We start from the raw sequence: 25,655 nt of genomic DNA, 5'->3' as shown, positions 1-25,655 counted from the left end.
TCCTTCAGCTTGGACATCACCCGGGCCGCTGCTCGCGACCCGGTCTCAGCGCAGGGCGGGCTGCTCCCACAGGTTGAGCCTGACGCCGATCCCGCGCTCCAGGGCATTGCGATAGACCACCGTGCCCCAGGCCACGTCTTCTACGGGCATGCCGCCCACCGACAGCATGATGATGTCGTCCTCGGAGCGCCGGCCAGGCGCCTGGCCAGCGACAATCGCACCCAGGTCCTCGAGCTGCTCGCGTTGCATCCCGCCTGCGGCGAGCAGGTCCATGAAGCGCATGCCGATCATCGGGACAGTGGCGTGGGAAGGCTTGGGCACTTCGTCATACCAGGCTTCGTAGAGGGCGGTGTGGTCCAGCACCTTGCGAATGTCCGCGGCCTCCATGGCCTGGTCCATGTTGCAGGTGGCCGGCATCGACAGGAAGGTTCCGGGCCTTAGCCACTCGCGCCGGACCGTGGGGTAGGTCGAAGGGTCGCTGACCACGCCGGAAGCGCAGAAGGTCACGATGTCGCTGTCGCGTACCAGTGCTTCCAGGCTGTCGACCACCTGCACCCGGGTGATCTGCGGGAAGGTCTCGGCGACCCAGACCAGGAAGGCCTGGAGGTTGTGCTGGCCGCGCCCCTTGATCTTCACCGTGTCGATCTGCGGGCATACCGCCATGAAAGCGGCCAGCGAGGTCCGGGCCATGACGCCCGGGCCGAGGATCCCGACTACCCGGGAGTCCTGGCGCGCCAAGTGCCGGGCACCAACCCCGGCCACGGCACCTGTTCGGTAAGCCGACAGCAGGTTGGCCGACATGAAGGCCAGCGGAGCGGCGGTATCGGCGTCATTGAGCATGAACATCAGGATCGAGCGGGGCAGGCCCTTGTCGCGGTTCTCGGCATTGGAGCCGTAGCATTTCATGCCGACCATGCGAAAACGCCCTCCCAGATAGGCCGGCATCGCCATGTAGCGGCGGTCGGCGGTGGGCTTGGGCATATCGGGAAAGGGCGAATTCTCGGGGAACACCATCAGTGCGCCATGGGAGCTATTGTTGGCGCCCGCCATGCGATAGTCGTTGTGATAGAGCAGGCCGAACACTTCTTCGATGGTGTCCACGCAGCTGGGCATGTCGGTCACACCGGCCCGGACCATGTCCGGTTCGGACAGATAAACAAAGTCGATCTTCGTCGAGGCGTTCATCTCTCACATCCTTTCAGGCGTTGTTGTTGTTGTTGTTGTTGTTGTTGTTGTTGTTGTTGTTGGGCGGATCTTGCCGTGGGCCAGAACCGCGGTAAATTGCAAAACCGGATGCAGAATTTGCAGAATCGGCCAACACGCTATTCGGCTCTGGCGGCCTGTGGGAAAGAGCGGAAACTGATGTCCCTGCGCTGTGCGCTGGTAGGGGCCAGGCCGATAGGAGGAGGGCGCGATCGACTAACGCCAGGATGGCCTGCGAGGGGTGATGCGTATGAAGGAACTGCTTGAGGTAACTCATGAGTGCCGTCCGGATACCGGTGAGCCGGCGACGACCCGTACCCTGTACCTGATCACGCTGCTCAAGGTCCTGGCCAATGTGGGCAGGCGGCTGGATTCGTTGTTACGTGAGCACGGCCTCTACCGATCCCAGGCTGCGACACCCTATGAGCGCATAGCACTGGGGCGCTATGTGTCGTTGCTCGAGCAGGCGGCGCAAAGGTTCGACCGGCCTTTTCTCGGCCTGGACATGGGAACGCAGTTCGGGCTCGAGGAGCTGGGGCCTTTTCATGCTTTGTTCAGGGCCTGCGCCAACCTGCACGATGCCCTGGACTACGTCATTAAGTTCCAGACGCGCTGGCAGACCCACTCGTTGCTGGAGCTGGCTTGCGGCCCGCAAACGAGCGTCCTGAGCTATCGGATCCAGGACCCGGGTATCTGGCCGCGCCGCCAGGATGCGGAATTCACCCTGTCCGGGATCGCAGGCTTGATCAAGCAGTTGCTGACGACGCAATGGGCGCCGGTGCAGGTGCATTTCGAGCACTCGATAGCCGGCAAGAAGCAGCACCTGGAGCGTTTTTTCAAGGCGCCGGTACGCGGCCACCAGGGCGCCAACCAATTGGTGTTGCTCAACAGCGATCTCGAACGCCCGTTCTCCCGTACCGCAGGCGGGCACGATATCGGGCTCAAACGCGTCCTGGAACGCCACCTGCTGGACTTGCTGGGCCCGGAAAACACCACGACCAGGGGGTTGGCCATGCAAGCCCGCGAACTGATCGCCCGCCGGCTGGGATGTGCCTCGGTGGATTGCGATTCGATTGCCGCCGCGCTGGACCTTTCCTCACGGTCCTTGCGCAGGCGCCTGGTCGAAGAGGGGAGCTCCTTTCGCAGCCTGTTAAAGGAGGTGCGTCAGGCTAAGGCGCAAAACCTGCTCCAGGCTTGCGACATGCCGCTTTCGGCAGTGGCCCAGGACCTGGGCTATTCCGACCAGGCGACATTCTCCCGGGCGTTCAAGGCGTGGACCCGGGTCTCGCCGCGACGCTATTCCAGGCACCGCTATCAGCCCGGGGCGAGCGATGTCGATGACTCGGCGCTCTAGCGGACCCCGTAGCGTTGACGGCGGCCTTGGGGCGGGCGCCTGCGTCCAGGAAGAAACCCCGGAAGCCTGGCGCCGTTGCGGCCTTTTCAAGGGCCAGAGTCAATTGCGCCACGAAGAGGACGGAGGTCCGCCACTGGATCACGGGCAATAAAAAACGCCGCGTATCGTGGAATACGCGGCGTTCTTTCTACAACGCTAGAGCCTTAGGCTTGTATCACCGGGATCTTGGCGTTGGCGGCCGCTTCGCGGAACTCGGCGATCTGGTCGAAGCTCAGGTAGCGGTATACGTCCGCTGCCATGCTGTCGATCTTGCCGGCGTATTCCATGTACTCCTCGACGGTCGGCAGGCGACCCAGGATCGAAGCCACCGACGCCAGCTCGGCCGAAGCCAGGTAGACGTTGGCGCCATCGCCCAGACGGTTCGGGAAGTTACGGGTCGAAGTCGACACTACGGTCGAGTTCGGCTCTACACGTGCCTGGTTACCCATGCACAGCGAGCAGCCCGGCATTTCCATGCGCGCGCCAGCCTTGCCGTAGATGCCGTAGTAGCCTTCCTCGGTCAGCTGGTGGGCGTCCATCTTGGTTGGCGGCGACAGCCACAGGCGGGTTGGCAGTTGGCCCTTGACCTGGTCCAGCAGCTTGCCGGCTGCACGGAAGTGGCCAATGTTGGTCATGCACGAACCGATGAACACTTCGTCGATCTTCTGGCCAGCGACGCTGGACAGCAGGCGAGCGTCGTCCGGGTCGTTCGGCGCGCAGAGCACAGGCTCCTTGACGTCGGCCAGGTCGATCTCGATGACTTCGGCGTACTCGGCGTCCTTGTCGGCGCTCATCAGCTGCGGGTTGGCCAGCCAGGCTTCCATCGCTTGAGCACGACGTTCCATGGTGCGGGCATCGCCGTAGCCTTCGCCGATCATCCAGCGCAGCAGGGTGATGTTCGACTGCAGGTACTCGGCGATCGCCTTCTCTGGCAGCTTGATGGTGCAACCGGCAGCGGAACGTTCGGCGGAGGCGTCGGACAGTTCGAACGCTTGTTCGACGGTCAGTTCGTCCAGGCCTTCGATTTCCAGGATGCGGCCGGAGAAGGCGTTTTTCTTGCCTTTCTTCTCGACGGTCAGCAGGCCTTTCTGGATGGCGTAGTAAGGGATGGCATGAACCAGGTCACGCAGGGTGATACCAGGTTGCAGTTTGCCCTTGAAGCGCACCAGGATCGATTCCGGCATGTCCAGCGGCATGACGCCGGTGGCAGCGGCGAACGCGACCAGGCCAGAACCGGCCGGGAACGAGATGCCCATCGGGAAGCGGGTGTGGGAGTCGCCACCGGTGCCGACGGTGTCAGGCAGCAGCATGCGGTTCAGCCAGCTGTGGATGATGCCGTCGCCCGGACGCAGGGAAACGCCGCCGCGGGTCATGATGAAGTCGGGCAGGGTGTGGTGGGTGGTCACGTCGATCGGCTTTGGATAAGCCGCGGTGTGGCAGAAGGACTGCATCACCAGATCAGCGGAGAAGCCCAGGCACGCCAGGTCCTTGAGTTCGTCACGGGTCATCGGGCCAGTGGTGTCCTGGGAGCCGACGGTGGTCATCTTCGGTTCGCAGTAGGTGCCAGGGCGCACGCCTTTGCCTTCCGGCAGGCCGCAGGCCTTGCCAACCATTTTCTGTGCCAGGGTGTAGCCCTTGCCGGTATCGACAGGAGCTTCTGGCAGCTTGAACAGGTTGGTTGGGCCCAGGCCCAGTTCGGTACGGGCTTTCTCGGTCAGGCCACGGCCGACGATCAGTGGGATACGGCCGCCAGCACGAACTTCGTCCAGCAGGACCGGAGTCTTCAGTTCGAAAGTGGTGATGACGTCGTCGGTGCCGTGCTTGCAGACTTTACCAGCGTGCGGGTAGACGTCGATCACGTCGCCCATGTTCAGGTTCGAAACGTCGAACTCGATAGGCAGTGCGCCAGCATCTTCCATGGTGTTGTAGAAGATCGGGGCGATCTTGCTGCCGAAGCAGAAGCCGCCGGCGCGCTTGTTCGGCACGTACGGAATGTCGTCGCCGAAGAACCACAGTACCGAGTTGGTTGCCGATTTACGCGAAGAACCGGTACCGACCACGTCACCGACGTAGGCAACCGGGAAACCCTTGGCCTTGACTTCTTCGATCTGCTTGAGCGGGCCGATGGCGCCTTGTTGCTCAGGCACGATGCCGTCGCGGGCCATTTTCAGCATGGCCAGGGCGTGCAGCGGGATATCAGGGCGCGACCAGGCATCCGGGGCAGGGGACAGGTCGTCGGTGTTGGTTTCGCCTGGGACCTTGAACACGGTCAGGCTGTACTTGTCGGCGATGGCTGGCTTGTTGGTGAACCACTCGCCGGCAGCCCAGGATTCCAGCACGGCCTTGGCGTGGACATTGCCAGCCTTGGCTTTTTCGGCCACGTCGTGGAAGGCATCGAACATCAGCAGGGTGTGCTTGAGTTGTTCGGCGGCGACGGCGGCCAGTTCGGCGCTGTCCAGCAGCTCCACCAGGGTGGCGATGTTGTAGCCGCCTTGCATGGTGCCCAGCAGTTCGACGGCACGTTTCTTGTCGATCAGAGGGGAAGTGACTTCGCCTTTGGCGACGGCGGAGAGGAAACCGGCCTTGACGTAGGCAGCTTCGTCAACGCCTGGTGGAATGCGGTTGGTGATCAGGTCAACGAGGAAGGTTTCTTCGCCAGCCGGGGGATTCTTCAGCAGCTCGACCAGGCCTGCAGTTTGTTCGGCGTTTAGCGGCTGGGGAACGATACCCAGTGCTGCGCGCTCTTCGATATGTTTGCGGTAGGCTTCAAGCACAGTTATTACCCTCATCAGTGGTCCCAAATGGGTGTCCGGGACGCTCATCCCGAAATTGCCGTACTCATGCGCTGCGTGGCGTTGTGGGCCACTTAGCCAGAATTACCGACAATTCCTTACAGAAGCTGCTTTCAAAGTTTTACGCCTGCAGAACGGGAGCTGATGAGGGTTGGCGCTGGATTTTTCCCCGCTGGAAAAACCCCTCGCCAACACCGCTCTGAAGGAACGACTGTGCTCGTGACGCTTTGAAAACAGCTTCAAACGGACATTGGCGCCTAAAAAGGCTGGCTGATTCTACGGCAAAAAAAAACTAAACGTAAGTTGGCGGATTAAAGTTTGAGGGGTGATCAATGTTAGACAAAGGGCTAACATTGCGCCCTGTTTTGCTTTTGCGTGTGCTGTCTATCTATGCCCAATCAGACCATCAAGACTCCCTGCGTCGGCCTTTGCTCCACCGTTTATGGCGACCTGGTGTGCCGTGGCTGCAAGCGTTTCCATCATGAAGTGGTCAACTGGAATGGCTACAACGAGGATGAGAAGCGGGCGGTGTGGCTGCGCCTGGAGCAACTCCTGGTGCAGGTGATGGCGGCCAAGCTGGAGGTCTTCGACCCGGCGCGGCTGCGTGGGCAGCTCGAGCAACGCAAGATCCGTTTCGTTCCCCATCAATCCGAATACTGCTGGGCCTACCAGCTGATTGCCCGCGGCGCCCGGGTGATCAACCAGCTCGATGCCTATGGGATGGCGCTGTTGCCGGAGTTTCGCGATTGGGGCCTGCCGGAACTGCGCGATGCGATCGACCGGGAGTTCTTCCTCCTGTCGGAAGCCCATTACCAGCGCTACATCGCTCCGGGCTTCCTCAAGGACGCGCTGGGTTCCTGAGCCCCGGGCCTTGAGGGAGCGAACTCCCTCGCCCGGTCATTCAGGCCCTGGCAGCCAGCTCTTCCAGGTGATCCATGATGTCCGCCGGCTTGAGCACCAGCACGTCGCTGTCCAGGGAGTCGAGCACCACCTCGGCGGTATTGCCGATCAGTGCCCCTGACAGGCCGGTACGGGCCACGGTGCCGATGATGGTCAGTACGGCCTCGAGCTTGTTGGCCATGTGCGGGATCAGTACGTCGGCCGGGCCTTCCTCGATATGCAGGTGGTTATCGTCGATGTCGAACTCGCTCTGGAATGCCTTGCACGCCTCGCGGTAGCGCTTCTCGATGGTCTCCTTGAGCTGGAATACCGGATCGGCCGCCGACAGCATCGGCGACGGATGGGCGCTGATCACGTGCAACTGGGCCTTGGCCAGGCTGGCGATATCGAAGCCATGGTCGACGATGCTCGAATGCAGGATGCGATGCTCGCCGTCCAGGTTGCCCACATCGATCGCCGCCATGACCACGCCACCGGACCAGGGGGTAGCACTCTTGACCAGCAATACCGGGGTTGGGCAGTAGCGCAGCAACTTCCAGTCGGCGGGTGTCAGCAAGGCCTTTTTCAACGGGCTGTCCGGCAGGTGCTGCTTGATCACCAGGCCACAGCCTTCGGCCTGCTGCACGTCGATGATGGTTTCATGCAGGCTCTCGTTCCAGGCCTGCTCGGTGGTGACGCTGTAGCCTTCGCCGGTCAGGCTGCTCTTGAGCACGCTGAGCAAGGCCGAATGCTCATGTTTCTTGTCGCAGACCAGCAAGTGCAGGTGCGCCTGGGTGACCCCGGCAATCAGCTTGGCGCGCTTGAGGGCCAGGCTTTCTCCAGGCGTGGGGTCGATGACCACCAGGATACTGCGGATGCTTTGCATGCTCGGGATCTCCAGGAAGGGATGAACGACTACTGTGAATAACTATAGTTGCTGGCACCTTGGAGGGATGTTGATGCATATCAAGCGCCGTCGCTGGTGGTCTGTGGCGTGGCCGGTATAATCGCGCCTTTGGCTGCAAAGCCCTCCTGTCCCGTGAGCCCCATGTTACCGATCACCCCTAGCGCCGCCCGTCACCTGCGGGCCGCAGCGGATTGCCTGGATACCCGCCGATGAACTTCCCGCCGATTGCCGAATTCCTCGGCTGCCAGACTCCCGATGCCTGGGTCCAGGCCGCCCTGGCCGATCAGGAAACCCTGCTGATCGACCACAAGAACTGCGAGTTCAAGGCCGCCAGCACGGCCTTGAGCCTGATTGCCAAGTACCACTCCCATATCGACCTGATCAACATGATGTCGCGCCTGGCGCGTGAAGAACTGGTGCACCACGAGCAGGTCCTGCGCCTGATGAAGAAGCGCAAGGTCGAACTGCGCCAGCTCTCCGCCGGTCGCTATGCCTCGGGCCTGCGCAAGGTGGTGCGCAACCACGAGCCGGTAAAGCTGGTGGACACCCTGGTGGTGGGGGCTTTCATCGAGGCGCGCAGTTGCGAGCGTTTCGAGGCCCTGGTGCCGCACCTGGACGAGGAGCTGGGCAAGTTCTACTTCGGCTTGCTCAAGAGCGAAGCCCGGCACTACCAGGGCTACCTGAAGCTGGCGTATCAGTACGGTGACGCCAAGGACATCGCCCAGGTGATCGACAAGGTGCGAGTCGCCGAGCAGGAACTGATCCAGTCGCCGGACCAGGAGTTCCGTTTCCACAGCGGTGTGCCGGCCTGGTGAGCAATGGCCCCCGGTTTACTGGGGGCAAATTGTAAAAAACTCTTAAAAAGATGAAATCTTGCATGCAACCCTGCAGCTTTTGGATTTTGTGCTGCGCGTTAGCCTTTCTTTAATCCCCTGCCGCTTATACTGCGCGCACTTAAAAATCGTGCGTTCGCAGACTGGTATCTATGGAAAACCTGGGTCTTGGCAAAGTATTGCTGGTGGAAGATGACGAGAAGCTCGCCGGGCTGATCGCCAACTTCCTGTCCCAGCATGGCTTTGAAGTATTGACGGTCCATCGGGGCGATGTAGCCCTGTCGGCTTTTCTCGAATTCAAACCGAAACTGGTGGTACTCGACCTCATGTTGCCGGGCCAGAGCGGCCTGCATGTGTGTCGGGAAATCCGTGCGGTATCGGACACCCCGATCGTGATCCTCACCGCCAAGGAGGATGATCTCGATCACATCCTCGGCCTGGAGTCCGGCGCCGACGACTACGTGATCAAGCCGATCAAGCCGCCGGTGCTGCTGGCCCGCCTGCGGGCCTTGCAGCGACGCCAGGTGCCTGAGCCGGCTGCCCAGCGCGGGGCCCTGGAGTTCGGCGTACTGAACATCGATCGCAGCAGCCGCGAGGTTCGCCTGAGCGGCGAGCCGATCGATCTGACCACCATGGAGTTCGAGCTGCTGTGGCTGCTGGCCAGCGCCGCGGGCAAGACCCTGTCCCGGGACGACATCCTCAACCGCATGCGCGGCATCGAGTTCGACGGTCTCAATCGCAGCGTGGACGTCTACATCAGCAAGCTGCGCCACAAGCTCAAGGACAATCCTCGCGAGCCGGCCTGCATCAAGACCGTGTGGGGCAAGGGCTACCTGTTCAATCCGTTCGCCTGGGAGATCTGAATGCTGCGGCTGTTTCTGGGGCTCTACCTGTTCCTGGTCCTGGGTTTCGCCGGGTCGATGGCTGCAGTGCAACACATCTTCCTCAACTACCTGGCGGCCGACCTGATCGAGTCCTACAACCGCGAGGCGGTCCGGGGGCAGGCCTACAGCCTGGGTGAACAGCTAAGACCGCTGGACGAATCCGGACGCCAGAGCCAGCTGGAGGCGCTCAAGCCTCACTATGGGCTGTTGCTGGCGCTGGTGAAGGCCGATCAATTGAACCTGACGCCTCGCGAGCAGGCCCTGCTGGACTCCAGTCAATTGGTGGTGCGCGGCGATGAGTACGACGAGTTCATCTCCAGTATCGACGGCGGTCCGCAGCTATTGAGCATCAAGCTGCCGGAAGAGCAGCCAATGACCCTGCACTACAACATTGCAGGCTATGCCTTGCTCGGTGCGCTGCTGGGTATCGTCCTGTACTTCTGGGTGCGGCCGCACTGGCGTGACCTGGAGCGCCTGCGCCTGGCCGCCGAGCGTTTCGGCAACAACGACCTGGGAACCCGCCTGCATCTGTCGCGCAGTTCCAACATCCGTGACCTGGCCCAGCACTTCAACCGCATGGCCGCACGCATCGAAGGCCTGATCGCCAACCAGCGCGAGCTGACCAATGCCGTGTCCCACGAGTTGCGCACGCCCATTGCCCGGTTGTCCTTCGAACTGGACCAGCTCAAGCAGAACCCGGACCCGCAGGAAAGCCAGGAGCTGATCTGCGACATGTACGCCGACCTGGGCGAGCTGGAGGAAATGGTGTCCGAACTCTTGAGCTACGCCAGCCTGGAGCACGGCGCGGCGACGATCAATCGCGAACAGATCCAGGCCCAGAGCTGGCTGGACAGCGTGATCGGCAGCGTTGCGCTGGAGGCCGAGGCGGCAGGCGTGCAGTTGCTGATTCGCTCCTGCCAGGTGGAGTACATCAGCATCGAGCCGCGCTTCATGGCCCGGGCCGTGATCAATCTGTTGCGCAATGCCATTCGCTACGCCGAGCGGCGTGTGGAGGTGTCCCTGGTGCGTCTGGAAAACGGCTACGAGGTGCGGGTCAACGATGACGGCCCGGGTGTGCCGGTAGAGGGGCGGGAAAAGATCTTCGAGCCATTCTCCAGGCTCGATGCCAGTCGTGATCGGCGTACCGGTGGTTTCGGCCTGGGCCTGGCCCTGGTGCGCAGGGTCTCGCAATGGCATGGCGGCAAGGTCGAAGTGATGGACTCGGAGTGGGGCGGTGCCTCGTTCCGCATGACCTGGGCCAGCACGGATTGACGCTGCGCCAGGGCCGAGCACAAAAATGACCAAGCCCCTCGCGGGGCCTGGTCTTCGACACCCTACGGCCCGTGATCACGGGCCGTATTTTTTGCGGCCTTAGAAGCTGTACTCGATCTGGGTAGAGAGGACCGTCTGCAGGCGCCGATCGACGAGCGGGCTGTCGGCGGCCTTCTTGCCCAGGTAGTCCATCGACAACTGGGTGGACAGCTTGGTCTGCTCGTTGAGCGGCAGGCTCCAGGTCAGGTCCGCACCGCTGCTGACCAGGCCGCCCTTGGCGTTATAGGCACCGAAGCGGCTGTTGGCCGCCTGGGTGCTGCTGACGCCGTACCAGGTCTGCATGTAGTCGGCGTTGCCGAACAGGGTGTTGACGCTGGCGTCCAGGCTGCCGTAGCTGCCTTCGTACAGGTTGGTGCCGACGCTCAGTTCCAGCTGGCTGTAGGCCCGGCCAGTATCGCGGTTGCTGTTCTTCTTCACGGCATGGGTCACGGTGGCGCCCAGCTCGAATGGGCCCAGGTCATAGCCCAGGTGAGCGCCGTACTGGGCGCGGGTCTTGATGTCGCCCATGCCCTTCAGGCGCTTGGAGCCCTGGCCCATCCGGTTCTTGTCGTGGCGCGATTCGCTCGGGCCGACCCAGGTACTGAACGACAGGTCGCCCCATTTGTTGCCCCAGCCCAGGCCCTGCTCGGTATTGAGGAAGATGCCGTAGGGGCTGACGACCTCGGCACCGAGGATCGGCATCACGGCGCGCTGGTCGCTACCGCTGTAGCGTGGAACGCTGGCCACCCCGGCATTGACGCCGAATTTCCAGTCCTCGGCATGGACCACGGCAGAAGCCGTGGTCAGGCCCAGGGTGCCGAGCCACAGCGCGGTGGTGGTGCGTTTCAGGGTTTTCATATCGGTTTAGAACCTCAGGTGGTTGGAGTTATAGGTACGTTTGAACGAGTAGCCCAGGACATTGACCCCATTGATCTGGCGTCGCACGGTGTCGCCCAGGCCGGGTCCATGGCCGGCAATCACCGCATGGGCGTTGTCTACCGGGGCCAGGATGTAGTCAGTCAGGGTGCGTCCCTGCTGCAGGCTGCGAATCATCAGGAAACCGTCCTCCAGAGCGATGTCGACGCCGCTCATGGGGGTGTTGGCTTCGTCGTCGTTGAGCGCTGTGTAGGTGCCGACCGTGGCCAGCCAGTTATCGGGCAGGGGCACCGGGTCGATGCGCTCCCCCACGGCCAGCAACTGGCCATGGCTCTTGGCGGTGAACACCCGGTGTCCCTGGACGCTGACGACATCCAGTTGCACCCGACCCAGGTCGCCCAGGTCCTGGAGCCAGAAACCCAGGAGTTTCTTCTGTGCCCGTAGCCAGCCGTGTTCATCACGCAGCAGTTCGAAACGAATGCCGCCCACCTCGCCGAACAAGCGTTGGCCCTGGTCCCTGATGCGCAACACGCCGTAGGCGGTGGCGTAGAACCCGGCCAGTTGTTGGCGGTCCGCCGCCTCGGGTACCCGGCGCCGCGCCGCCAGTTGCCGGGCGGGCTGGTTGACCTGTGCGCCTTGTTCGCCAGGCTCCCCATGGGCCTGCAACAGCATCCGCAGGATCTGCGGTACCAAGGGTTGGGCCAGGGCTTCGCCGGTGCCGGAGTTACTCATGACGATGACTGCCAGTTGCTGCTCCGGCAGCACGCTGATCTGGGCATGGAAGTTGTTGCCGCTGCCGCTGTGTTGCCAGGTACGGATACCCGGGCGCACCCACTCGTCGCCACAGGGCGAGAGAAACCAGCCCAAGCCGACCTGACAGTCGAAATCCATGACGTTGCCGGTGTTCTGTACTCGCACCATTTCATTGACGGAGTCCGCCGACAGCAGCTGGCGATGCTGGTATCGACCCTGGGCGAAAAGCATCCGTACGAAACGGCTCAGGTCCCGTGGACTGGTCCACAAGCCACCGGCGGGAACGTCGCGCACTGGCGCATTGACACTGACCGCGCCGTCCTCATAGCCCCGGGTGCGATAGGGCAGGTGGCTACTGTCACCGAGGAAGCTCGACTGGCTCATGCCCAGGGGGCGCAGCAGCCTGGTCTGCAACTGCTGTTCGAAATCCACGCCGCTGCTACGTTCGATGGCCGCTCCCAGTAGGGCGTAACCGAGATTGGAGTAGGCCGTTCGCGTTCCGGGCAGGTTGTTCAGCCAGACCCCGCTGACCTTCTGTGGCAACTCACCGAGGATATGCGGCGTGCGCAGGTCCCGCAGGTATTCGGCGGGCATCCCGGCCTGGTGGCTGAGCAGGCGTCGCAGGGTCACTGCCTGGTCGGCGGCGTTCTGATCGTCATGAAAGCGCGAGCGAACGTAGAACTCCTTGAGTGTGGCCTGCAGGGGCGAGTCCAGTTGCAGACGGCCTTGCTCCACCAGTTGCATCACCGCCGTGGCGGTCAGCAGTTGCGACAGTGCCCCTGCGCGAAACGCCGTGTTTTCCGTGACCTGCAGGCCACGATTCTTGTCGGCAAGACCAAAGCCCCGGGCCCAGATCAGCTCCTGGCCTTCCACCAGGGCAATGGAGAACCCGGGGACCTGATGCTCGGCCATCTCCCGTGGAATGTGCTGTTTCAAATAGCGAATGATGCTGGCGTAGTCACCGGGTGCAATGGACGGCGGCGATGGCGGCTGACCATTGCAACCCAGGCTACCCAGCAGAATGCCCAGCACTGGCAGGCCGAGAAGTTTGGGGGACATGTAGCAAGCACCCGAGCGCAAATTGGATGGGTGAATGCTAGGGAAGGGCTGGTGGCCAGTCTTTGGCAGCTTTGTCAGGAAACTGTCAAAGAGTGTTAAACCGCTTCTTAACTCGAAGCGTGGTTGGCGCTGGGAAGTCCGGGCAGCAATGAAATTTTCACAAGGGCCAAGTTAAGCTGCGGCCTTCTTTGGGGAGTAACCTGCCACCGCTTGTCGCGGTGGAGCCCGTATCAACACTCTCGGCAACCTGCCGTGGTACGGGCACCGTTTCGGTTGGTGAGACCATCGACAGGCTTGCGCTGAAGTCGGGCGCGTGGGCATGTCGTGGACTCAAGCCCGACCGGAAGACTCAAGATGAATCCTGCCTCGATCATTTTCCTGGCCTTCGCCATGTCCACCGATGCCTTCGCTGCCGCGGTCGGCAAAGGTTCGGCCATGTTCAAGCCCCGCCTGCTCGAAGCCCTGCGCATTGGCCTGATATTCGGTGTCATCGAGGCCATCACCCCCGTGGTGGGCTGGTTTATTGGCCAGGCAGCGGCCCAATGGGCTGCCGCCTGGGACCACTGGATCGCCTTCGGCCTGCTGGTGCTGCTGGGCCTGCACATGATCTACAACGGCCTGCGCCTGGAGGCTGAGGCCGAGCCGGACAAGCCTCGCGAGCATGGCTTCTGGTTGTTGGCGGTCACCGGGTTCGCCACCAGCATCGATGCGCTGGCCGTGGGCGTCGGGCTGGCTTTCGTCAACGTCAATATCTGGATCGCCGCCAGCGCCATTGGCCTGGCCACCATGACCATGGTCACCCTGGGCGTCATGCTCGGCCGCGCCATCGGCACGGTCATGGGGCAGCGTGCCGAGGCATTGGGCGGCCTGGTACTGATCATCGTCGGTTGCGCCATTCTCTATGAACACTTGTCGGCCATGGCTTGACCCTTTAGTAGCTATAGGGTTTTTACTGGCGATCACCTCAATACGGAGTGATCGAGATGAGCTTTTTCAAACGTTTGCTGATGGGGCACCACGGTTCTGGGCATGGCGGTTCCCGCAGTGGCCATCATGGTTCCGGTTCGCCCCAGGTCGGGGCTGGCAATGCGTGTGGGCAATGTCGCGCGATGAATGCGCCGGGCGCACGCTTTTGCCAGCAATGCGCGGCATCGCTGGGTGCAGCAGGGTGTGGGCAATGTGGTGCGCCGATGCAGGCTGGCGCGCGGTTCTGCGGACAGTGTGGCCGCGCCTCGGGCTGAGGCGCGGCGCGGGGGCTACAGCTCCAGGCTGTGGATCACCTGGGTGGCGTCGTCAGGGTCGATGGCGCTGCGCATGCCCAGGAGCTTGGCCAGCCGGCGCATGCCATAGTTGGTGGCCGAATCGACCGAGTACATCTGCTGGAAGCCATTGTGGCGGGCCTCGTCGATCAGGTGCTGCATCAGCAGGCCACCCAGGCCCTTGCCCTGCCATTGATCGGCGATGGTCACGGCGAACTCGCAGCGCCAGGGCTGGTCGTCCACCTGGGCATAGCGACTGATGCCGACTTCGCGCAACTCGCCGTTGTCGTGGACCAGCGCCACGTAGGCCACCCGCTGTGGCGTGCCGACGTCCATCAACTGATCGAGCAATTGGTCGCCCACTTCCTTGACCTCGCCCAGGAAGCGCTGGTGCCGGGTGACGGGGGAGAGGTTTTCGATGAAGGCCTTCTCCCGCTGGCGATCCTGGGGCCGCAACGGGCGAATCAATACATGGCTGCCGTCGCTCAAGGCGTCGATCCAGTACTGGCCTTGCTGCGCCGGGAACGGCGGATGAGGGAGCATATCGAGAGCGCTGCTGGGCATGGTCAAGTCTCCTGGGAGGCAAGGAACGGGCTGCAACCACAGCCCTGATTGCCCTCAGGTTCACCTGTGTGGCGATTGGAGTGCTTGACCGGCATCAATATTCGCAACGGTGCATGGCAACGGCTGATCACCGGTCATGTTCCAGCCAGGACCGAGGCATTGGGCCCGTACCCAAGGTCCGGGCCGGGACCTCAGTTGCTGTAGCTGGCCAGGGCGACTTCGGCGTTCTGCGCCAGCGGCTTGCGGCCACGGGTGCGCCAGTGTTCGATCAGCGCCCGGCCGTGGGCCATCCCGGCCTGCAGGGCGGCATCGGTGCTCAGGTAGTCGTTGCCATAGGGCGGGCAGGCAAAATGCAGGGAAAAGCATGGGTGCTGGCCCTGACCGGTGAGGCGCCCGACATAGCTGTAGCTGGCGCCGGACTGGTGCGGGTCGAGGCTTGGCGAGCTGGGCTCGCGGATGATCATCACGTAGATGTCATGCTCGAATTGGGTGTCTTGGTACCAACTGCTAGAAGAATCCATGGTCCACCTCCTTGTCCGTCGCTGCCGTTGGGCGGCGGGTTGTGCTGTACGGGTTACTGGCCAGTGCCGAGGGTGTCTGTGGCGTCCAACAGCCCAGGGGGATGGGCGAACAGCTCCATGGACTGGCGTTTTTCCAGGGCCCGTGCGGCCCGTAGTACCAGGTCGTCGCGGCCGAAGCGGGCGACGATCTGCAAACCGATGGGCAGGCCCGCTGCGCTCAGGCCGCAGGGCATGCTCAGCGCCGGCTGGCGGCTGTAGTTGAATGGGAACGTGGTCGGCTGCCACATGCTGCTGGCTTGCTGCGGCCAGTCGGGCGGGCTCTGCAGTTCCACGGCGAATGGCTCGACCACCGCGGTCGGGGTCAGCAGCAGGTCGTAGTCGCAGAGGAAGTCATGCAACTGCTGCGCAACCTGATGCCGTTCCTGCACGGCATTGGCGTAGTCCAGGGCATTGAGCTGGCGGGCCCGCAATTGGGTCTGCTGGAGAAAGTCGCTCATCAGGTGCTGTTGCTCCCCGGGTATCTCCAGGTCCACCGCGCTGGCCGCTTCCACGGGCCAGGAACGCACGAAGCCGGGCGCTGGATTGCCGATGTCCGGCGAGGCCAGCACCAGCGTCGCGCCAGCCTCTTCCAGGCACCGCGCCGCGGCCAGGCAAGCGGCGGCGATCTGCGGGTCGACATAGGCGGCATAACCCAGGTCGGTGCTGAAGGCGATGCGCAAACCCTGGACGCCATCCTCGATCCGTTCCAGGAAGCCCAGGGGGGCATGGGGCCAGGCAAAGGGCTCGCCGGGCTCATAGGCGCTCATGTGCTCCAGCAACAAGGCGATGTCGCGCACATGGCGGGCGATCGGGCCCTCGGCGGACATGCCACCTGGATCGATGGCCGGGCTGGTCGAAACCAGGCCGTGGCTGGGCTTGAGGCCGATCACCCCGCAGAAACTCGCCGGGGTGCGGATCGAGCCGGCCGCGTCGTTGGCCGTGGCGGCCGGGGCAAAACCGGCCGCCACCCCAGCGGTACTGCCACCGCTGCTGCCCGCGGCATGCAGGGCGAGGTTCCACGGATTGCGGGTGACTCCGGTCAGGGGGCTGTCGGTCAGGGGCGTACAAGCCAGTTCCGGCAAGGTGGTCTTGGCGATGAAGATCGCCCCGGCTTCGCGCAGGCGCGCCACCAGGGCGCAGTCGCGCTCCAGGGGCGGGCGATGGGCCAGGGCCCTGGAACCGTTGCGGGTCTGCCAGCCCTGGATGTCATGGTTGTCCTTGACCAGCACCGCGATGCCGTCCAGGCGGCCCATGGGTTGCCCGGCGGCCCAGCGCTCGGCACTGGCCTGGGCGGCCAGCAACGCCGCCGCATCCTGGCGCGCGCACAGTGCGTTGAGCCGTGGCTCATGCTGCTCGATGCGGGCCAGCAGGTCGCGCAACAGGTCCACCGGGGTGAACTGCAAGGTGGCGAAACCGTGCAGCAAGGCCTCGATCGACAGCTGGTGCAGGGGCGGGTGGCTAGGCGTGACTGACGACATGGACAACTCTTCTTTCAAGGGCGCCGGCTGCGCTGGGCACGTCGGCGGCGAAAGCTTGCGGGCCGGTTGTGCACCAGCGCGCAAGGTGTTCGGGGTAAAGGGTTCAGCGTCCGCTGGTGACCTTGATCCAGGTCCGGGTCCGGGTGCGTTCGGCCTTGGCCGGCAGCGGCGCCAGGGGGAACAGGCGGGTCATGGTCTGGGCGTTGGGAAACAGGTCAGGGTTGTCCAGCAGCGATTGCTGGATGAACGCCTTGGAGTCCGTGACGCCGTTGGGGTAGCCGACGAAATTGCTGATGGAGGCGATGACTTGCGGTTCCATCAGGTAGTTGAGAAATGCGTGGGCCGTGTCCACATGCTTGGCGCCGGTAGGGATGGCCACGGTATCGATCCAGGCCAGGGTGCCTTCCTTGGGAATGCGCATCTCGATGTGCACGCCGTTCTTGGCTTCGTTGGCACGGTTGGCCGCCTGCAGGAAACCGCCGGAGTAGCCGACCGCCACGCAGATATTGCCGTTGGCGATATCACCCATCCACTTGGCGCTGTGGAAGTAGCGCACATAGGGGCGCAGCTTGAGCAACAGGGCCTCGGCCTTGCGATAGTCCTCGGGGTTCTGGCTGTTGGAGTCCAGGCCCAGGTAGTGCAGGGCCAGGGGCAGCATCTCGGCGGGCGAGTCGAGGAAGGTCACGCCGCATTGGCTGAGCTTCTTCAGGTTCTCTTCCTTGAACACCAGGTCCCAGCTGTTGACCGGCGCGTCGCTGCCCAGCAGTTCCTGGACCTTGTCGCGGTTGTAGCCGATCAGGTTGGTGCCCCACATGTAGGGGATCACGTAGCGGTTGCCGGGGTCGTTCTGCTCCAGCAACTTCATGACGGCCGGGTCGAGGTTCTTCCAGTTCGGCAGCTGGCTGCGGTCCAGGGGCTGGAAGGCACCGGCGTTGATCTGCTTGCTGACGAAACCGCTGGAGGGCACCACCACGTCGTAGCCACTGTTGCCGGTGAACAGCTTGGCTTCCAGCACTTCATTGCTTTCGAAGATGTCGTACTTGACCTTGATCCCGCTGCTGGCCTGGAAATCCTTGATGGTGTTGGGGGCGATGTATTCCGACCAGTTGAAGATGTTCACCGTCCGTTCAGGGGCGGCCATCGCGCTGGAAGAGCAGGTCAGGGCCAGGCTCAGGGCCAGGCTGGTGAGGGCGGTATGCAGCGATTTCATGCGACGACTCCATGTCTTGAAGAAAGCGAAACGTTCCGGACGTCATTTTTCGCCGGAAGCGTTGCTCAGAGAATGTTGGTAACGGTCAATAGGGGATATTTGACGTCATTCTTGCGAACGGTCCGAAAGTGGACCGAGCTGACCGGCCAGTTGCCGGAACCGTCCTGGAGCGACACCGCTCCAGCGCTGGAAGGCATGGCGGAAACTCGCGGTCTCCTTGAACCCCAGGGCTTCGGCGATGCGATACACCGGCAGGCTGTGCTGTTCCAGCAACTGGCGGGCCCGGGTATAGCGCAGCTCGTCCAGCAATTGCTGGTAGCTGGTGTCCTGCGCCCGCAGGCGCCGGCGCAGGGTGCTGGGGGAGCAGTGCACCTGGCGCGCCAGGCTGTCGAAGTCCGGCACGGCGTGCAGCTGTTCGTTGAGGATGCGCCGCACCTGGTCGATCCAGGTCGGACGGGCGCTGAGCTCCTCGTTCAGGCGGATGCAGCGTTGCAGCATGTCGTTCTGGGTCACCAGGTCCGCCAGGGGCAGGCGCCGGTCCAGCCACTCCGGGTCGAAACCGATGGCGTTGCGCCCGGCATTGAACTGCACCGGGCAATTGAAGGCTTGCTCGTAGCTGTCCAGGTAGGGCTGCGGCCCGTGCTTGAGGTGCACCTCGCGCAGTGGCAGCGAACAGCCCAGCAGGTCCTGGCAGGTGACCCGGTAGGACGACATGCAGAAATCGGTGTTGAACACTTCCAGCTCGCTCTCGCTGTACTGGTCGGCGGTGAGCCAGGCCAGGCCATCGCGCAGTTCCAGGTCGAGGTGGAAGAAGGTGCCCAGCAACAGCGGGTAGCGCAGCGCCAGGGACCAGCCCTCGCGCAGGGTGGCGCTGGTCAGCAGGGTCAGGCCGAACATGCCGTAGGCGCAGATGTGCAGGTTGCGTCCAAGCACCAGTCCCAGGTCCTGGCGAAAGGCCACGGCATTGCTGAATACGCGCATTTCCTGGCTGATATTGATCAGGCTGTTGGGCAGTTCCAGGTCCGCCAGCTGGATGCCGCTACCTTCGAGCAACACCTGGGTCGGGACGTCGCTGTCGCGAAAGGCGTCCAGTACTGCTTGGGTGGTGTGCAGGGTGGTCAGGCGAAGGGCAGCCATCGGCAATCTCGAAGCAGGAATCGGAAAGGCGTGACTTTAGGGGTTACGCGCCGGCGGTTCAATCGACGGTGCGACGTTCCACGACAGATACCGGCAAGTTCTCCTCCGGATCGCTGCCAGAGCCTGGCAGGTGCCTGCCGGTTCAGCGATTCACGGAGTGGCGCCAGGCCTTATAGAGCCTGGGCAGGCAGCGGGCGCAAGGCCGGTAGCCGGCGGCGAGCGCCGTGGCCTCGTCGAGGAAGAACACCCGGTGGCGTACGTAGCCGCCACGGGCGATGGCGGCCAGGGCACAGGGGCAGTCCAGGCGGCCATAGATGCGGCTGCGCCGATGACCGCCCAGGGTCCCGGGGCAGGGGCTGGACCAGGGCTGGCCGTGGCGGTCCAGCAGGGTCCAGTGCCGCACTGCCGGGTCGCTCATGACACCGGTACCCGCCACAGGTACCAGGCGGCGGTGGTGCGCCAGGGACTCCAGGCCTGGCCCAGTTCACGCATCTGGCGCGGGCTGGGCTGGTGTTCCAGGCCCTTGAGGCGCCGGTAACCCTCGCGCACGCCGAAGTCGTCCACCGGCAGCACATCTGCGCGCTCCAGGCTGTAGATCAACAGCATTTCCACGGTCCAGCGCCCGATCCCGGGCAATTGCGTCAGCCGTTCGATCAGGTGTTGGTCGTCCAGCTCCCGTGCGGCGTCCGCCGACGGCACCAGGCCGTCCAGGGTGGCCTGGGCGATGCCGTGCAGGGTGGCCGCCTTGCGCGCGGAAAAACCGCAGCCACGCAGCTGTTCAGTGCTGCTTGCGCAGAGCTGCCTGGGGCTGGGAAAGTCCTGGCCGGGAAACAGCGCCCGCAGCCGGGCGAGGATCGCGTCGCCGGCCTTGGCATGCAATTGCTGGTAGGCCACCGCGCGCACCAGCGCCTGGTAGGGCTCGCGTTCCGGCCGGGGCTGGTGCAGGCAGGGGCCGATGGCGGCGATATGCCGGGCCCAGTCGGCATCCAGGGCGGCGAGGAAGGTGCTGGCGAAATCGGGGCTGGCGGGCATCGGTGATCCGGGGCAAGGGTCGGGATGCCTGGCAGGTTAGCCGCTGGCGGCGGTCCTGGCACCCGGTCCCTTGCGCTGGAATTCGTGGTTCAAGGCTGGTCCGGGGGCAAGTACAGGCGCTCCAGCACATAGTGCAGGGACGCGGCCAAGGTCTGGCCATGGCCGAGCGTCTCGAAGGTATGGAAGTCCAGGGCCAGGCCGGGAACCGGCGCCAGTTGCTCGCGTAACTGCCGGGCCCGCAGGTCGGCCCCCGGGGCTGGGTACGAAGCCGGGGCCTGGCGTGGGTCCCCCGGCTCGGCATCACCGCGCATCAGCAGCAGCTGTGCCCGATGCCCCTGCATGCGCTCAGCCAGCCCCCGGGCCTGGTCGAGGATCAGCCCATCGCCCCACCACAATGAGGGGCTGGCGGCGGCGTAGTGACGAAACTCCCCGGGACGCTGGAACAATGCCTGCAGCACCAACAGGCCACCATAGGAGTGCCCCCACAAGGTCTGCTGCGCAGGGTCGATCGCTACCCGGGCGGCCACCGCTGGGCGCAGGCGCTCGCGCAACAGTTGCAGGAACGCTTCGCCGCCACCGCTGGGTTGGCCGGTCAAGGGGTCCTGCTGCTCCTGGCGGCCGGGTTGGTACGGGGTGTAGTCGTAGGTCCTGGCCGTGCGCTCGATGCGTAGCGGGGTCTGGTAACCCACTGCCACCAGCAGTGGGGGTGGGTCCAGTTGCTTGAGCTGCTGCGCATCGAGGGCGCCGATGGCGGCGTTGCCATCGAGCATCCACAGCACCGGGTAGCCGTGCTCGGGGGCGGCCTTGAGCGGCTGGCCGATCCATACCTGGTAGTGCCGCTGGCCGTCGGTGGAATCCAGTTGCAGGCTGCTGAAGCGATAGGGCAGGTCCTGGCGTTGCAGCAGGCTGCTGTCCATCCGCTGCTCGGGAGCCGGTTGGGCCATCGCCAGGCAACTGGCGGCGGCCAGCGCCCAGCCCAGGGCCAGGCGCAAGGTCGTGGTTCTCATCAGGCTTTCTCGTTATGGGCTTAGAACGACGCGCTCAGGCTGGTGTACAGGGTGCGTCCCGGTTCGTTGTAGGTGGCGGCGCCGGCCCCGGCGATATCCACCACGCCCTGGGCATTGCCTTCGCGATACAGGCGCTTGTCGAACAGGTTGTCGACCCCGGCGGTCAGGCTCAGGTTGCGGGTCAGGGCGTAAGTGCCGCTGATGCCGGCGATGGCGTAGGGGGCCAGTTGCTGGGTGGCGCTGCCGGTGACCCGGTCGCCGTGGTAGTCGAATTTCTTTGGCGTCTGCTTGCCGTACCAGGCCACGTTCATCTGCAGCGACAGGTCCTGGGTGGCTTGCCAATCGAGCATCGAGTTGAGGGTGAAGCGCGGGGTCACCGAGAGGTAGTCGCCGGTCTCCTTGTTCTTCGATTGCAGCATGTAGGTGAAGTTGTTGTTCCAGGTCAGCTGACTGGCCAGGGGCACGGTCAGGGTGCCTTCCAGGCCTTCGACCACGGCCTTGGGCACGTTTTCCCACTCATACACCGCGGCGTTCTTGTACAGCGCCGAACTGCCACCGCTGGCCCGGCCGGTGGGCGCCAGGCCCGACTCGACCTTGTTCTTGTAGTCGTTGCGGAAGTAGGTCAGGCCGGCCACCCAGCCGTCGGCCTTGTATTCCAGGCCCAGTTCCTTGTTGACGCTGGTTTCCGCCCCCAGCTTGTCGTTGCCCCGCAGGTAGCAGCTGGTGGTCTGGCCGTAGCAGCCCTGGCCACGGCTGTAGAGCAGGTAGTCGGGGTTGAGCTGGTACAGGTTCGGCGCCTTGTAGGCCCGCGCGATACCGGCCTTGAGGGTCAGGCTGTCGCTTAAGGCATGGGACAGGTTCAGCGACGGGCTCCAGTTGTCGCCGACGATGCTGTGGTGATCGAAGCGCAAGCCGGGGGTGAGCATGGTGCCGGGCGCCAGCTCGATGTTGTCTTCGGCGAACAGCGAGAAGATCTGCGCGCTGATCTGGCTGCTGCGGTTGTTCGAGGTCAGGCCGGGAATGGCGCCGGCCTCCTTGGTGTCCTGGGTGTTGGAGCTGGGGTCGTCGAGCTTTTGCTGCGACCACTCGCTGCCCAGGGTCAGGGTCTGCTCGAAGCCTGCGTGCAGCGGCAGGTTGAGTTCGCCATGGGCGCTCAGGTCGCGCAGCACCGAGGTGTAGAAGTTGGCGTCGCTGAAGATGCCTTCGGTACCGCCGGCCAGGCCTTCGTTGATCCGGCTGTTGCGGGTCTTCTCGTATTGCAGGTAGGCCATGGAGCTGCCGAAGTCCCACTCGCCGCGGTGGGTCAGCGAGTACGTCTGGCGGTAGGTGCGGTTGGTCTCGTGGCCCAGGAGGTTCTTCACGGTCTTGTTGCTGTTGGTGTTTTGGGTATCGCCGGTATAGATGTTGCCCTGGCGGCTGAAGCCGGCTTCGAAGTCCAGGCTCTGGTCCGGGGTCAGCTGCCAGCTCAAGAGGCCGTTGAGGTCCTTGTTGCGCACGCCTTCGCGGCCGGCGGGCAGGGTGCCGGCCTGCTTGCCGGTGCGCAGCGACTCATGGCCGGCGTTGATGTCGGCGTCGTCGGAGTCGGTGCGGGCCACGTTACCGTAGACCCGGTAGCTGAGTGTGTCGGTCAGGGGGCCGTTGAGGCCGAAGCTCATGCGCTGGGTCGCGCCTTCGTCCTTGTGGGCGGGGAACGAGCTGTAGAGCGTGGCATTGCCGTGGGTCTGGCTGCCGGCCTGCTTGGTGATGATGTTGACCACCCCACCGGCGGCGCCGTTGCCGTAGCGGGCGGCGGCCGGGCCACGGATCACCTCGATGCGCTCCACCTGGTCGGCCGGCACCCAGTTAGTGTCGCCCCGGGTATCGCGCTCGCCGCGCCAGCCATAGCGCACCGAGTTGCGGCTGCCCACCGGCTTGCCGTCCACCAGGATCAGGGTGTTTTCCGGGCCCATGCCACGGATGTCGATCTGCCGGTTGTTGCCGCGCTGGCCACTGGTGGAGTTACCGGTGAGGTTGACTCCGGGCATGGTGCGGATGATCTGCGACAGGTCGTTGGCCGGCGGGCGCTTCTGGATGTCCTCGGCGGTGATCACCGAGACCCCCGGGGCCTGCTTGGTCTCTTCCTTGGCGGTGGCGACGATGCTCTGGGGCTGGAGTTCCAGGACCGGCTGCGGCGCCTCGGCATTGGCCGCCTGGACGGCATGGCTGAGCAGGCAGCAGCTGGACAGCAGGAAGGGAGCGAAAGGACGCATCGAGCGCATGGACATCGGTGATCTCCGGGACGGAAGCTGGAACAGGAAGATCACGAATGATAATGACTGCTATTTGCGAGTAAAGCGCATTAACTTTCTAAACACTTCGGCGGTAACGGGGCGGACTACGGGCTGGCACAGCCTGCTTTCAGGCGGCCGGCAACAGCAGGTGCATGCACAATCCCGGGTGGCCGTTGCTGGCCCAGATCCGCCCCTGGTGCAACTCCACGGCGCGCTGGGCGATGGCCAGGCCCAGGCCGAAACCCTCGCCCTGGGCCGAGCCCAGGCGCTGGTAGGGCTGGAAGATCCGCTGCAGGTCCTGTTCGGCGACCCCTGGGCCCTCATCCTCCAGGCACAGGTGCCAGTGGCTGCCCTCGCGCCAGCCGCGCAGACTGACCCGGCCGCCCTCGGGGGAGTAACGGATGGCGTTGCGCAACAGGTTCTCCAGGGCCTGGGCAATGCTGTCCAGGTGCACCTGGACCCGGCAATCGGCGTCCAGCAGGCAGGGCAGGCGCTCCAGGTTCCAGCCGCTCTCGAAACAGGCGTCTTCGCGCAGGGCCTCCCAGATCGACAACACCTGTACCGGCTCGGTGGACAGTTGCGGGCGTTCGGTGTCGAGCCAGGCCAGGTCCAGGGTGTCCTCCAGCAGGCGCTGCATGTCGAGGATCTCGCGGTCCAGGCGTTGGCGTAGTTGCTCCGGCGGTAGCCGGCTGTCATGAGCGATGCGCAGGCGGGCCAGGGGCGTGCGCAGCTCATGGGACAAAGTCCGCAGCAGCAGGCGTTGCTGGGCCAGGCTCTGGCGCAGGCGCTCGGCCATGTGTTCGAAGGCCAGGGCCAGTTCGCCGAGTTCGTCGCTGCGCCGGGCCAGGGGCGTACCCAGGCCCGGGCTCTCCAGGTCGTCGGCGCGCAGGGCATCGGCGCGGTCGCGCAGGCGGTTCAACGGCAGCACCAGATGACGGTAGAGCAACAAGCCGAGCAGGGCGGCCAGCAAGGTCGGCACCACCCCGTGGCTGAGCACGTGGGTCCAGGGCGTGAGGCCGCTGGGCAGCAGGCGTTCGGGCAGTTGCAGCACCAGCCGGCCCTGTTCGGGATGCTCCGGGAACTGGATGCTGACATAGGGCAACTCGTCCTGCAGGCGCCGGCTCATGGGCCAGTCCAGCTTGCGCATGAAGGTCAGGTGGCTGGCCTCCTCGGCGCTCAAGGGCGTACTGCCGAGGCTTTGCAGGCGCTCGCCGATCACCGCGACCCAGGTGTGTTCCCGGGCGGCCAGCTGGCGCTGGAAGGCGTCGACCCCGGCCGCGCCGTCCTGGCGCCAGGCGCTTTCGGCCTGTTGCGCATAGCTGGCCAGGTACTGGCGGTCGGCCGGGTCGAGAAAGTAAGTGCTGCGTTCGGCCGACAGGCCCCAGGTCCAGATGATCCAGGTCAGCAGCAGGCAGAAGCCGATCTGCAACAGCGCCAGCTTCCACAACAGGGGGTGGCGGCGCATCAGCAGCGGTCCGCTTGTACCAGGATGTAGCCGGCACCGCGCACGGCCTGGATCTGCAAGTGCTGTACGCCAATTTCGGCCAGCTTGCGCCGCAGGTTGCAGACGTGTACGTCCAGGCCGCGATCCAGGCGGGTGTAGATGCGGTGCAGCACCTGCTGGTAGAGGAAGGGTTTGCTCAGGGTCTGCCCGGGATGCTCGCGCAGGGTCACCAGCAGGCGGTATTCGGAGCCGGTGAGGCCGGCGGCGCGGCCTTGGCTGAGCACGTCCTGGGCCTGCTCGTCGAAGGCGAGCAAAGGGTCCTGGCGTTGGCTGGGGGGCGGCTGGACCCGGGCCATGCGCCGTAGCAGCGCATCGACCCGGGCATCCAGCTCGGCCAGGCTAAAGGGCTTGGGCAGGTAGTCGTCGGCGCCCCGGGTGAACCCGGTGATGCGGTCCTGCTCGGCGCCCAGGGCCGACATCAGCATCACCGGGATGCCTTGTTCGTGGCGCAGGGTATCGAGCAGGGCCAGGCCATCGAGGCCGGGCAGCATGATGTCCAGCAGTACCAGGTCGAAGTGCCCGGCGCGCAGCGTCGCCAGTCCTTCGTGGCCATCGATGCAGGCGCTGACGGCGAAGCCGCGCTGGCGGAAATGCCGGTCAAGGTCCTGGCGCAGCCGGGCGTCGTCTTCCACGAGAAGCAGATTGGGGGTCATGGGGTGGGGTACTTTGCGCAAGCGGCTGGAGAAAAGGCTTAAATGAGAACGTTTTACATCCGCGAATATTGCAGCAATGCCCCTGGCGATG

24 protein-coding genes and 1 riboswitch are annotated in these 25,655 nt (G+C 64.2%); of the genes, 7 read left to right on the top strand and 17 right to left on the bottom strand.

Features of this window, described 5'->3' with window-relative positions:
• Positions 1-45: 45 nt before the first annotated feature.
• Positions 46-1,185, bottom strand: a complete 1,140-nt coding sequence (locus ATY02_RS18275) for a tyramine oxidase subunit B (RefSeq protein WP_068583950.1) — start codon at positions 1,183-1,185, stop codon at positions 46-48.
• Between the two features lie 13 nt (positions 1,186-1,198).
• Complete coding sequence (locus ATY02_RS18270; RefSeq protein WP_141698288.1) at positions 1,199-1,480, bottom strand: hypothetical protein; 282 nt, start codon at positions 1,478-1,480, stop codon at positions 1,199-1,201.
• Here ATY02_RS18270 and ATY02_RS18265 point away from each other — a divergent pair.
• The gene (locus ATY02_RS18265) at positions 1,454-2,557 is read left to right on the top strand and encodes an AraC family transcriptional regulator (protein WP_068583954.1); all 1,104 of its coding nucleotides are present in this window, start codon (positions 1,454-1,456) and stop codon (positions 2,555-2,557) included. The genes ATY02_RS18270 and ATY02_RS18265 overlap by 27 nt on opposite strands.
• Positions 2,558-2,760: 203 nt before the next feature.
• Here the strand turns inward: ATY02_RS18265 and acnB are convergent, their stop codons facing one another.
• On the bottom strand, positions 2,761-5,370 hold the full coding sequence (gene acnB / locus ATY02_RS18260; RefSeq protein ID WP_068583956.1) for a bifunctional aconitate hydratase 2/2-methylisocitrate dehydratase: 2,610 nt from the start codon (positions 5,368-5,370) through the stop codon (positions 2,761-2,763).
• 408 nt (positions 5,371-5,778) lie between these two features.
• Here acnB and ATY02_RS18255 point away from each other — a divergent pair, with 408 nt between their 5' ends.
• The gene (locus ATY02_RS18255; protein WP_068583959.1) at positions 5,779-6,249 is read left to right on the top strand and encodes a DUF1289 domain-containing protein; all 471 of its coding nucleotides are present in this window, start codon (positions 5,779-5,781) and stop codon (positions 6,247-6,249) included.
• A gap of 40 nt (positions 6,250-6,289) precedes the next feature.
• Here ATY02_RS18255 and ATY02_RS18250 read toward each other — a convergent pair whose 3' ends face one another.
• On the bottom strand, positions 6,290-7,153 hold the full coding sequence (locus tag ATY02_RS18250; protein ID WP_068583963.1) for a universal stress protein: 864 nt from the start codon (positions 7,151-7,153) through the stop codon (positions 6,290-6,292).
• A gap of 230 nt (positions 7,154-7,383) precedes the next feature.
• Here ATY02_RS18250 and ATY02_RS18245 point away from each other — a divergent pair, with 230 nt between their 5' ends.
• The 3 genes from ATY02_RS18245 (at position 7,384) to ATY02_RS18235 (ending at position 10,163) form a co-directional block, all read left to right on the top strand.
• On the top strand, positions 7,384-7,989 hold the full coding sequence (locus ATY02_RS18245; protein WP_068583968.1) for a tRNA-(ms[2]io[6]A)-hydroxylase: 606 nt from the start codon (positions 7,384-7,386) through the stop codon (positions 7,987-7,989).
• Positions 7,990-8,159: 170 nt separating this feature from the next.
• A complete protein-coding gene (locus tag ATY02_RS18240) occupies positions 8,160-8,870 on the top strand; it encodes a winged helix-turn-helix domain-containing protein (protein ID WP_068583971.1) in 711 nt (236 codons plus the stop codon).
• 57 nt (positions 8,871-8,927) lie between these two features.
• The gene (locus ATY02_RS18235; RefSeq protein WP_416220688.1) at positions 8,928-10,163 is read left to right on the top strand and encodes an ATP-binding protein; all 1,236 of its coding nucleotides are present in this window, start codon (positions 8,928-8,930) and stop codon (positions 10,161-10,163) included.
• A 99-nt stretch (positions 10,164-10,262) separates the two neighbouring features.
• On the opposite strand, the gene ATY02_RS18230 is transcribed toward ATY02_RS18235, so the two are convergent.
• Together ATY02_RS18230 and ATY02_RS18225 are read right to left on the bottom strand one after the other, a co-directional pair.
• Positions 10,263-11,060: a MipA/OmpV family protein gene (locus ATY02_RS18230; protein WP_068583978.1), complete on the bottom strand. Its 798-nt coding sequence runs from the start codon at positions 11,058-11,060 to the stop codon at positions 10,263-10,265.
• Positions 11,061-11,066: 6 nt separating this feature from the next.
• Complete coding sequence (locus tag ATY02_RS18225) at positions 11,067-12,890, bottom strand: serine hydrolase domain-containing protein (RefSeq protein WP_068583981.1); 1,824 nt, start codon at positions 12,888-12,890, stop codon at positions 11,067-11,069.
• 178 nt (positions 12,891-13,068) lie between these two features.
• A riboswitch (yybP-ykoY riboswitch) is annotated at positions 13,069-13,239 on the top strand.
• Positions 13,240-13,244: 5 nt separating this feature from the next.
• Between ATY02_RS18225 and ATY02_RS18220 the strand changes: the two genes are divergently transcribed.
• Positions 13,245-13,817 (top strand): manganese efflux pump MntP family protein, encoded by a 573-nt coding sequence (locus ATY02_RS18220; protein ID WP_068583983.1) that lies wholly within the window; start codon positions 13,245-13,247, stop codon positions 13,815-13,817.
• Between the two features lie 56 nt (positions 13,818-13,873).
• A complete protein-coding gene (locus ATY02_RS18215; RefSeq protein ID WP_083235960.1) occupies positions 13,874-14,131 on the top strand; it encodes a double zinc ribbon domain-containing protein in 258 nt (85 codons plus the stop codon).
• Positions 14,132-14,146: 15 nt separating this feature from the next.
• On the opposite strand, the gene ATY02_RS18210 is transcribed toward ATY02_RS18215, so the two are convergent.
• From ATY02_RS18210 to ATY02_RS18160, 11 genes are all read right to left on the bottom strand, one after another.
• Entirely contained in the window at positions 14,147-14,713 is a 567-nt protein-coding gene (locus ATY02_RS18210) for a GNAT family N-acetyltransferase (protein WP_068583985.1), read from the bottom strand.
• Between the two features lie 191 nt (positions 14,714-14,904).
• Positions 14,905-15,234 (bottom strand): hypothetical protein, encoded by a 330-nt coding sequence (locus ATY02_RS18205; RefSeq protein WP_068583988.1) that lies wholly within the window; start codon positions 15,232-15,234, stop codon positions 14,905-14,907.
• Positions 15,235-15,287: 53 nt separating this feature from the next.
• Complete coding sequence (locus ATY02_RS18200; protein ID WP_068583991.1) at positions 15,288-16,751, bottom strand: amidase; 1,464 nt, start codon at positions 16,749-16,751, stop codon at positions 15,288-15,290.
• Positions 16,752-16,854: 103 nt separating this feature from the next.
• A complete protein-coding gene (locus ATY02_RS18195; RefSeq protein ID WP_068583994.1) occupies positions 16,855-17,961 on the bottom strand; it encodes a polyamine ABC transporter substrate-binding protein in 1,107 nt (368 codons plus the stop codon).
• A 105-nt stretch (positions 17,962-18,066) separates the two neighbouring features.
• Complete coding sequence (locus ATY02_RS18190; protein WP_068583997.1) at positions 18,067-19,098, bottom strand: AraC family transcriptional regulator; 1,032 nt, start codon at positions 19,096-19,098, stop codon at positions 18,067-18,069.
• Positions 19,099-19,240: 142 nt separating this feature from the next.
• On the bottom strand, positions 19,241-19,516 hold the full coding sequence (locus ATY02_RS18185; protein ID WP_068584000.1) for an Ada metal-binding domain-containing protein: 276 nt from the start codon (positions 19,514-19,516) through the stop codon (positions 19,241-19,243).
• On the bottom strand, positions 19,513-20,130 hold the full coding sequence (locus tag ATY02_RS18180; protein ID WP_068584004.1) for a DNA-3-methyladenine glycosylase family protein: 618 nt from the start codon (positions 20,128-20,130) through the stop codon (positions 19,513-19,515). Before ATY02_RS18180 ends, ATY02_RS18185 begins: the two co-directional genes overlap by 4 nt.
• Positions 20,131-20,219: 89 nt before the next feature.
• A complete protein-coding gene (locus tag ATY02_RS18175) occupies positions 20,220-21,137 on the bottom strand; it encodes an alpha/beta hydrolase (RefSeq protein WP_068595899.1) in 918 nt (305 codons plus the stop codon).
• A 20-nt stretch (positions 21,138-21,157) separates the two neighbouring features.
• The gene (locus tag ATY02_RS18170) at positions 21,158-23,395 is read right to left on the bottom strand and encodes a TonB-dependent siderophore receptor (protein ID WP_416220687.1); all 2,238 of its coding nucleotides are present in this window, start codon (positions 23,393-23,395) and stop codon (positions 21,158-21,160) included.
• A gap of 139 nt (positions 23,396-23,534) precedes the next feature.
• Positions 23,535-24,872 (bottom strand): sensor histidine kinase, encoded by a 1,338-nt coding sequence (locus tag ATY02_RS18165; protein WP_068583938.1) that lies wholly within the window; start codon positions 24,870-24,872, stop codon positions 23,535-23,537.
• Positions 24,872-25,564: a response regulator transcription factor gene (locus ATY02_RS18160; protein WP_068583940.1), complete on the bottom strand. Its 693-nt coding sequence runs from the start codon at positions 25,562-25,564 to the stop codon at positions 24,872-24,874. The genes ATY02_RS18165 and ATY02_RS18160 overlap by 1 nt, the downstream gene beginning before the upstream one ends.
• Positions 25,565-25,655: the final 91 nt, after the last annotated feature.

The sequence above is a fragment of the Pseudomonas sp. BIOMIG1BAC genome, assembly GCF_001705995.2.
Taxonomy (GTDB): Bacteria; Pseudomonadota; Gammaproteobacteria; order Pseudomonadales; family Pseudomonadaceae; genus Aquipseudomonas; species Aquipseudomonas sessilinigenes.
The sequence above is the reverse complement of the archived record's forward strand: the minus strand, read 5'-3'. Positions and strand labels throughout refer to the sequence as shown.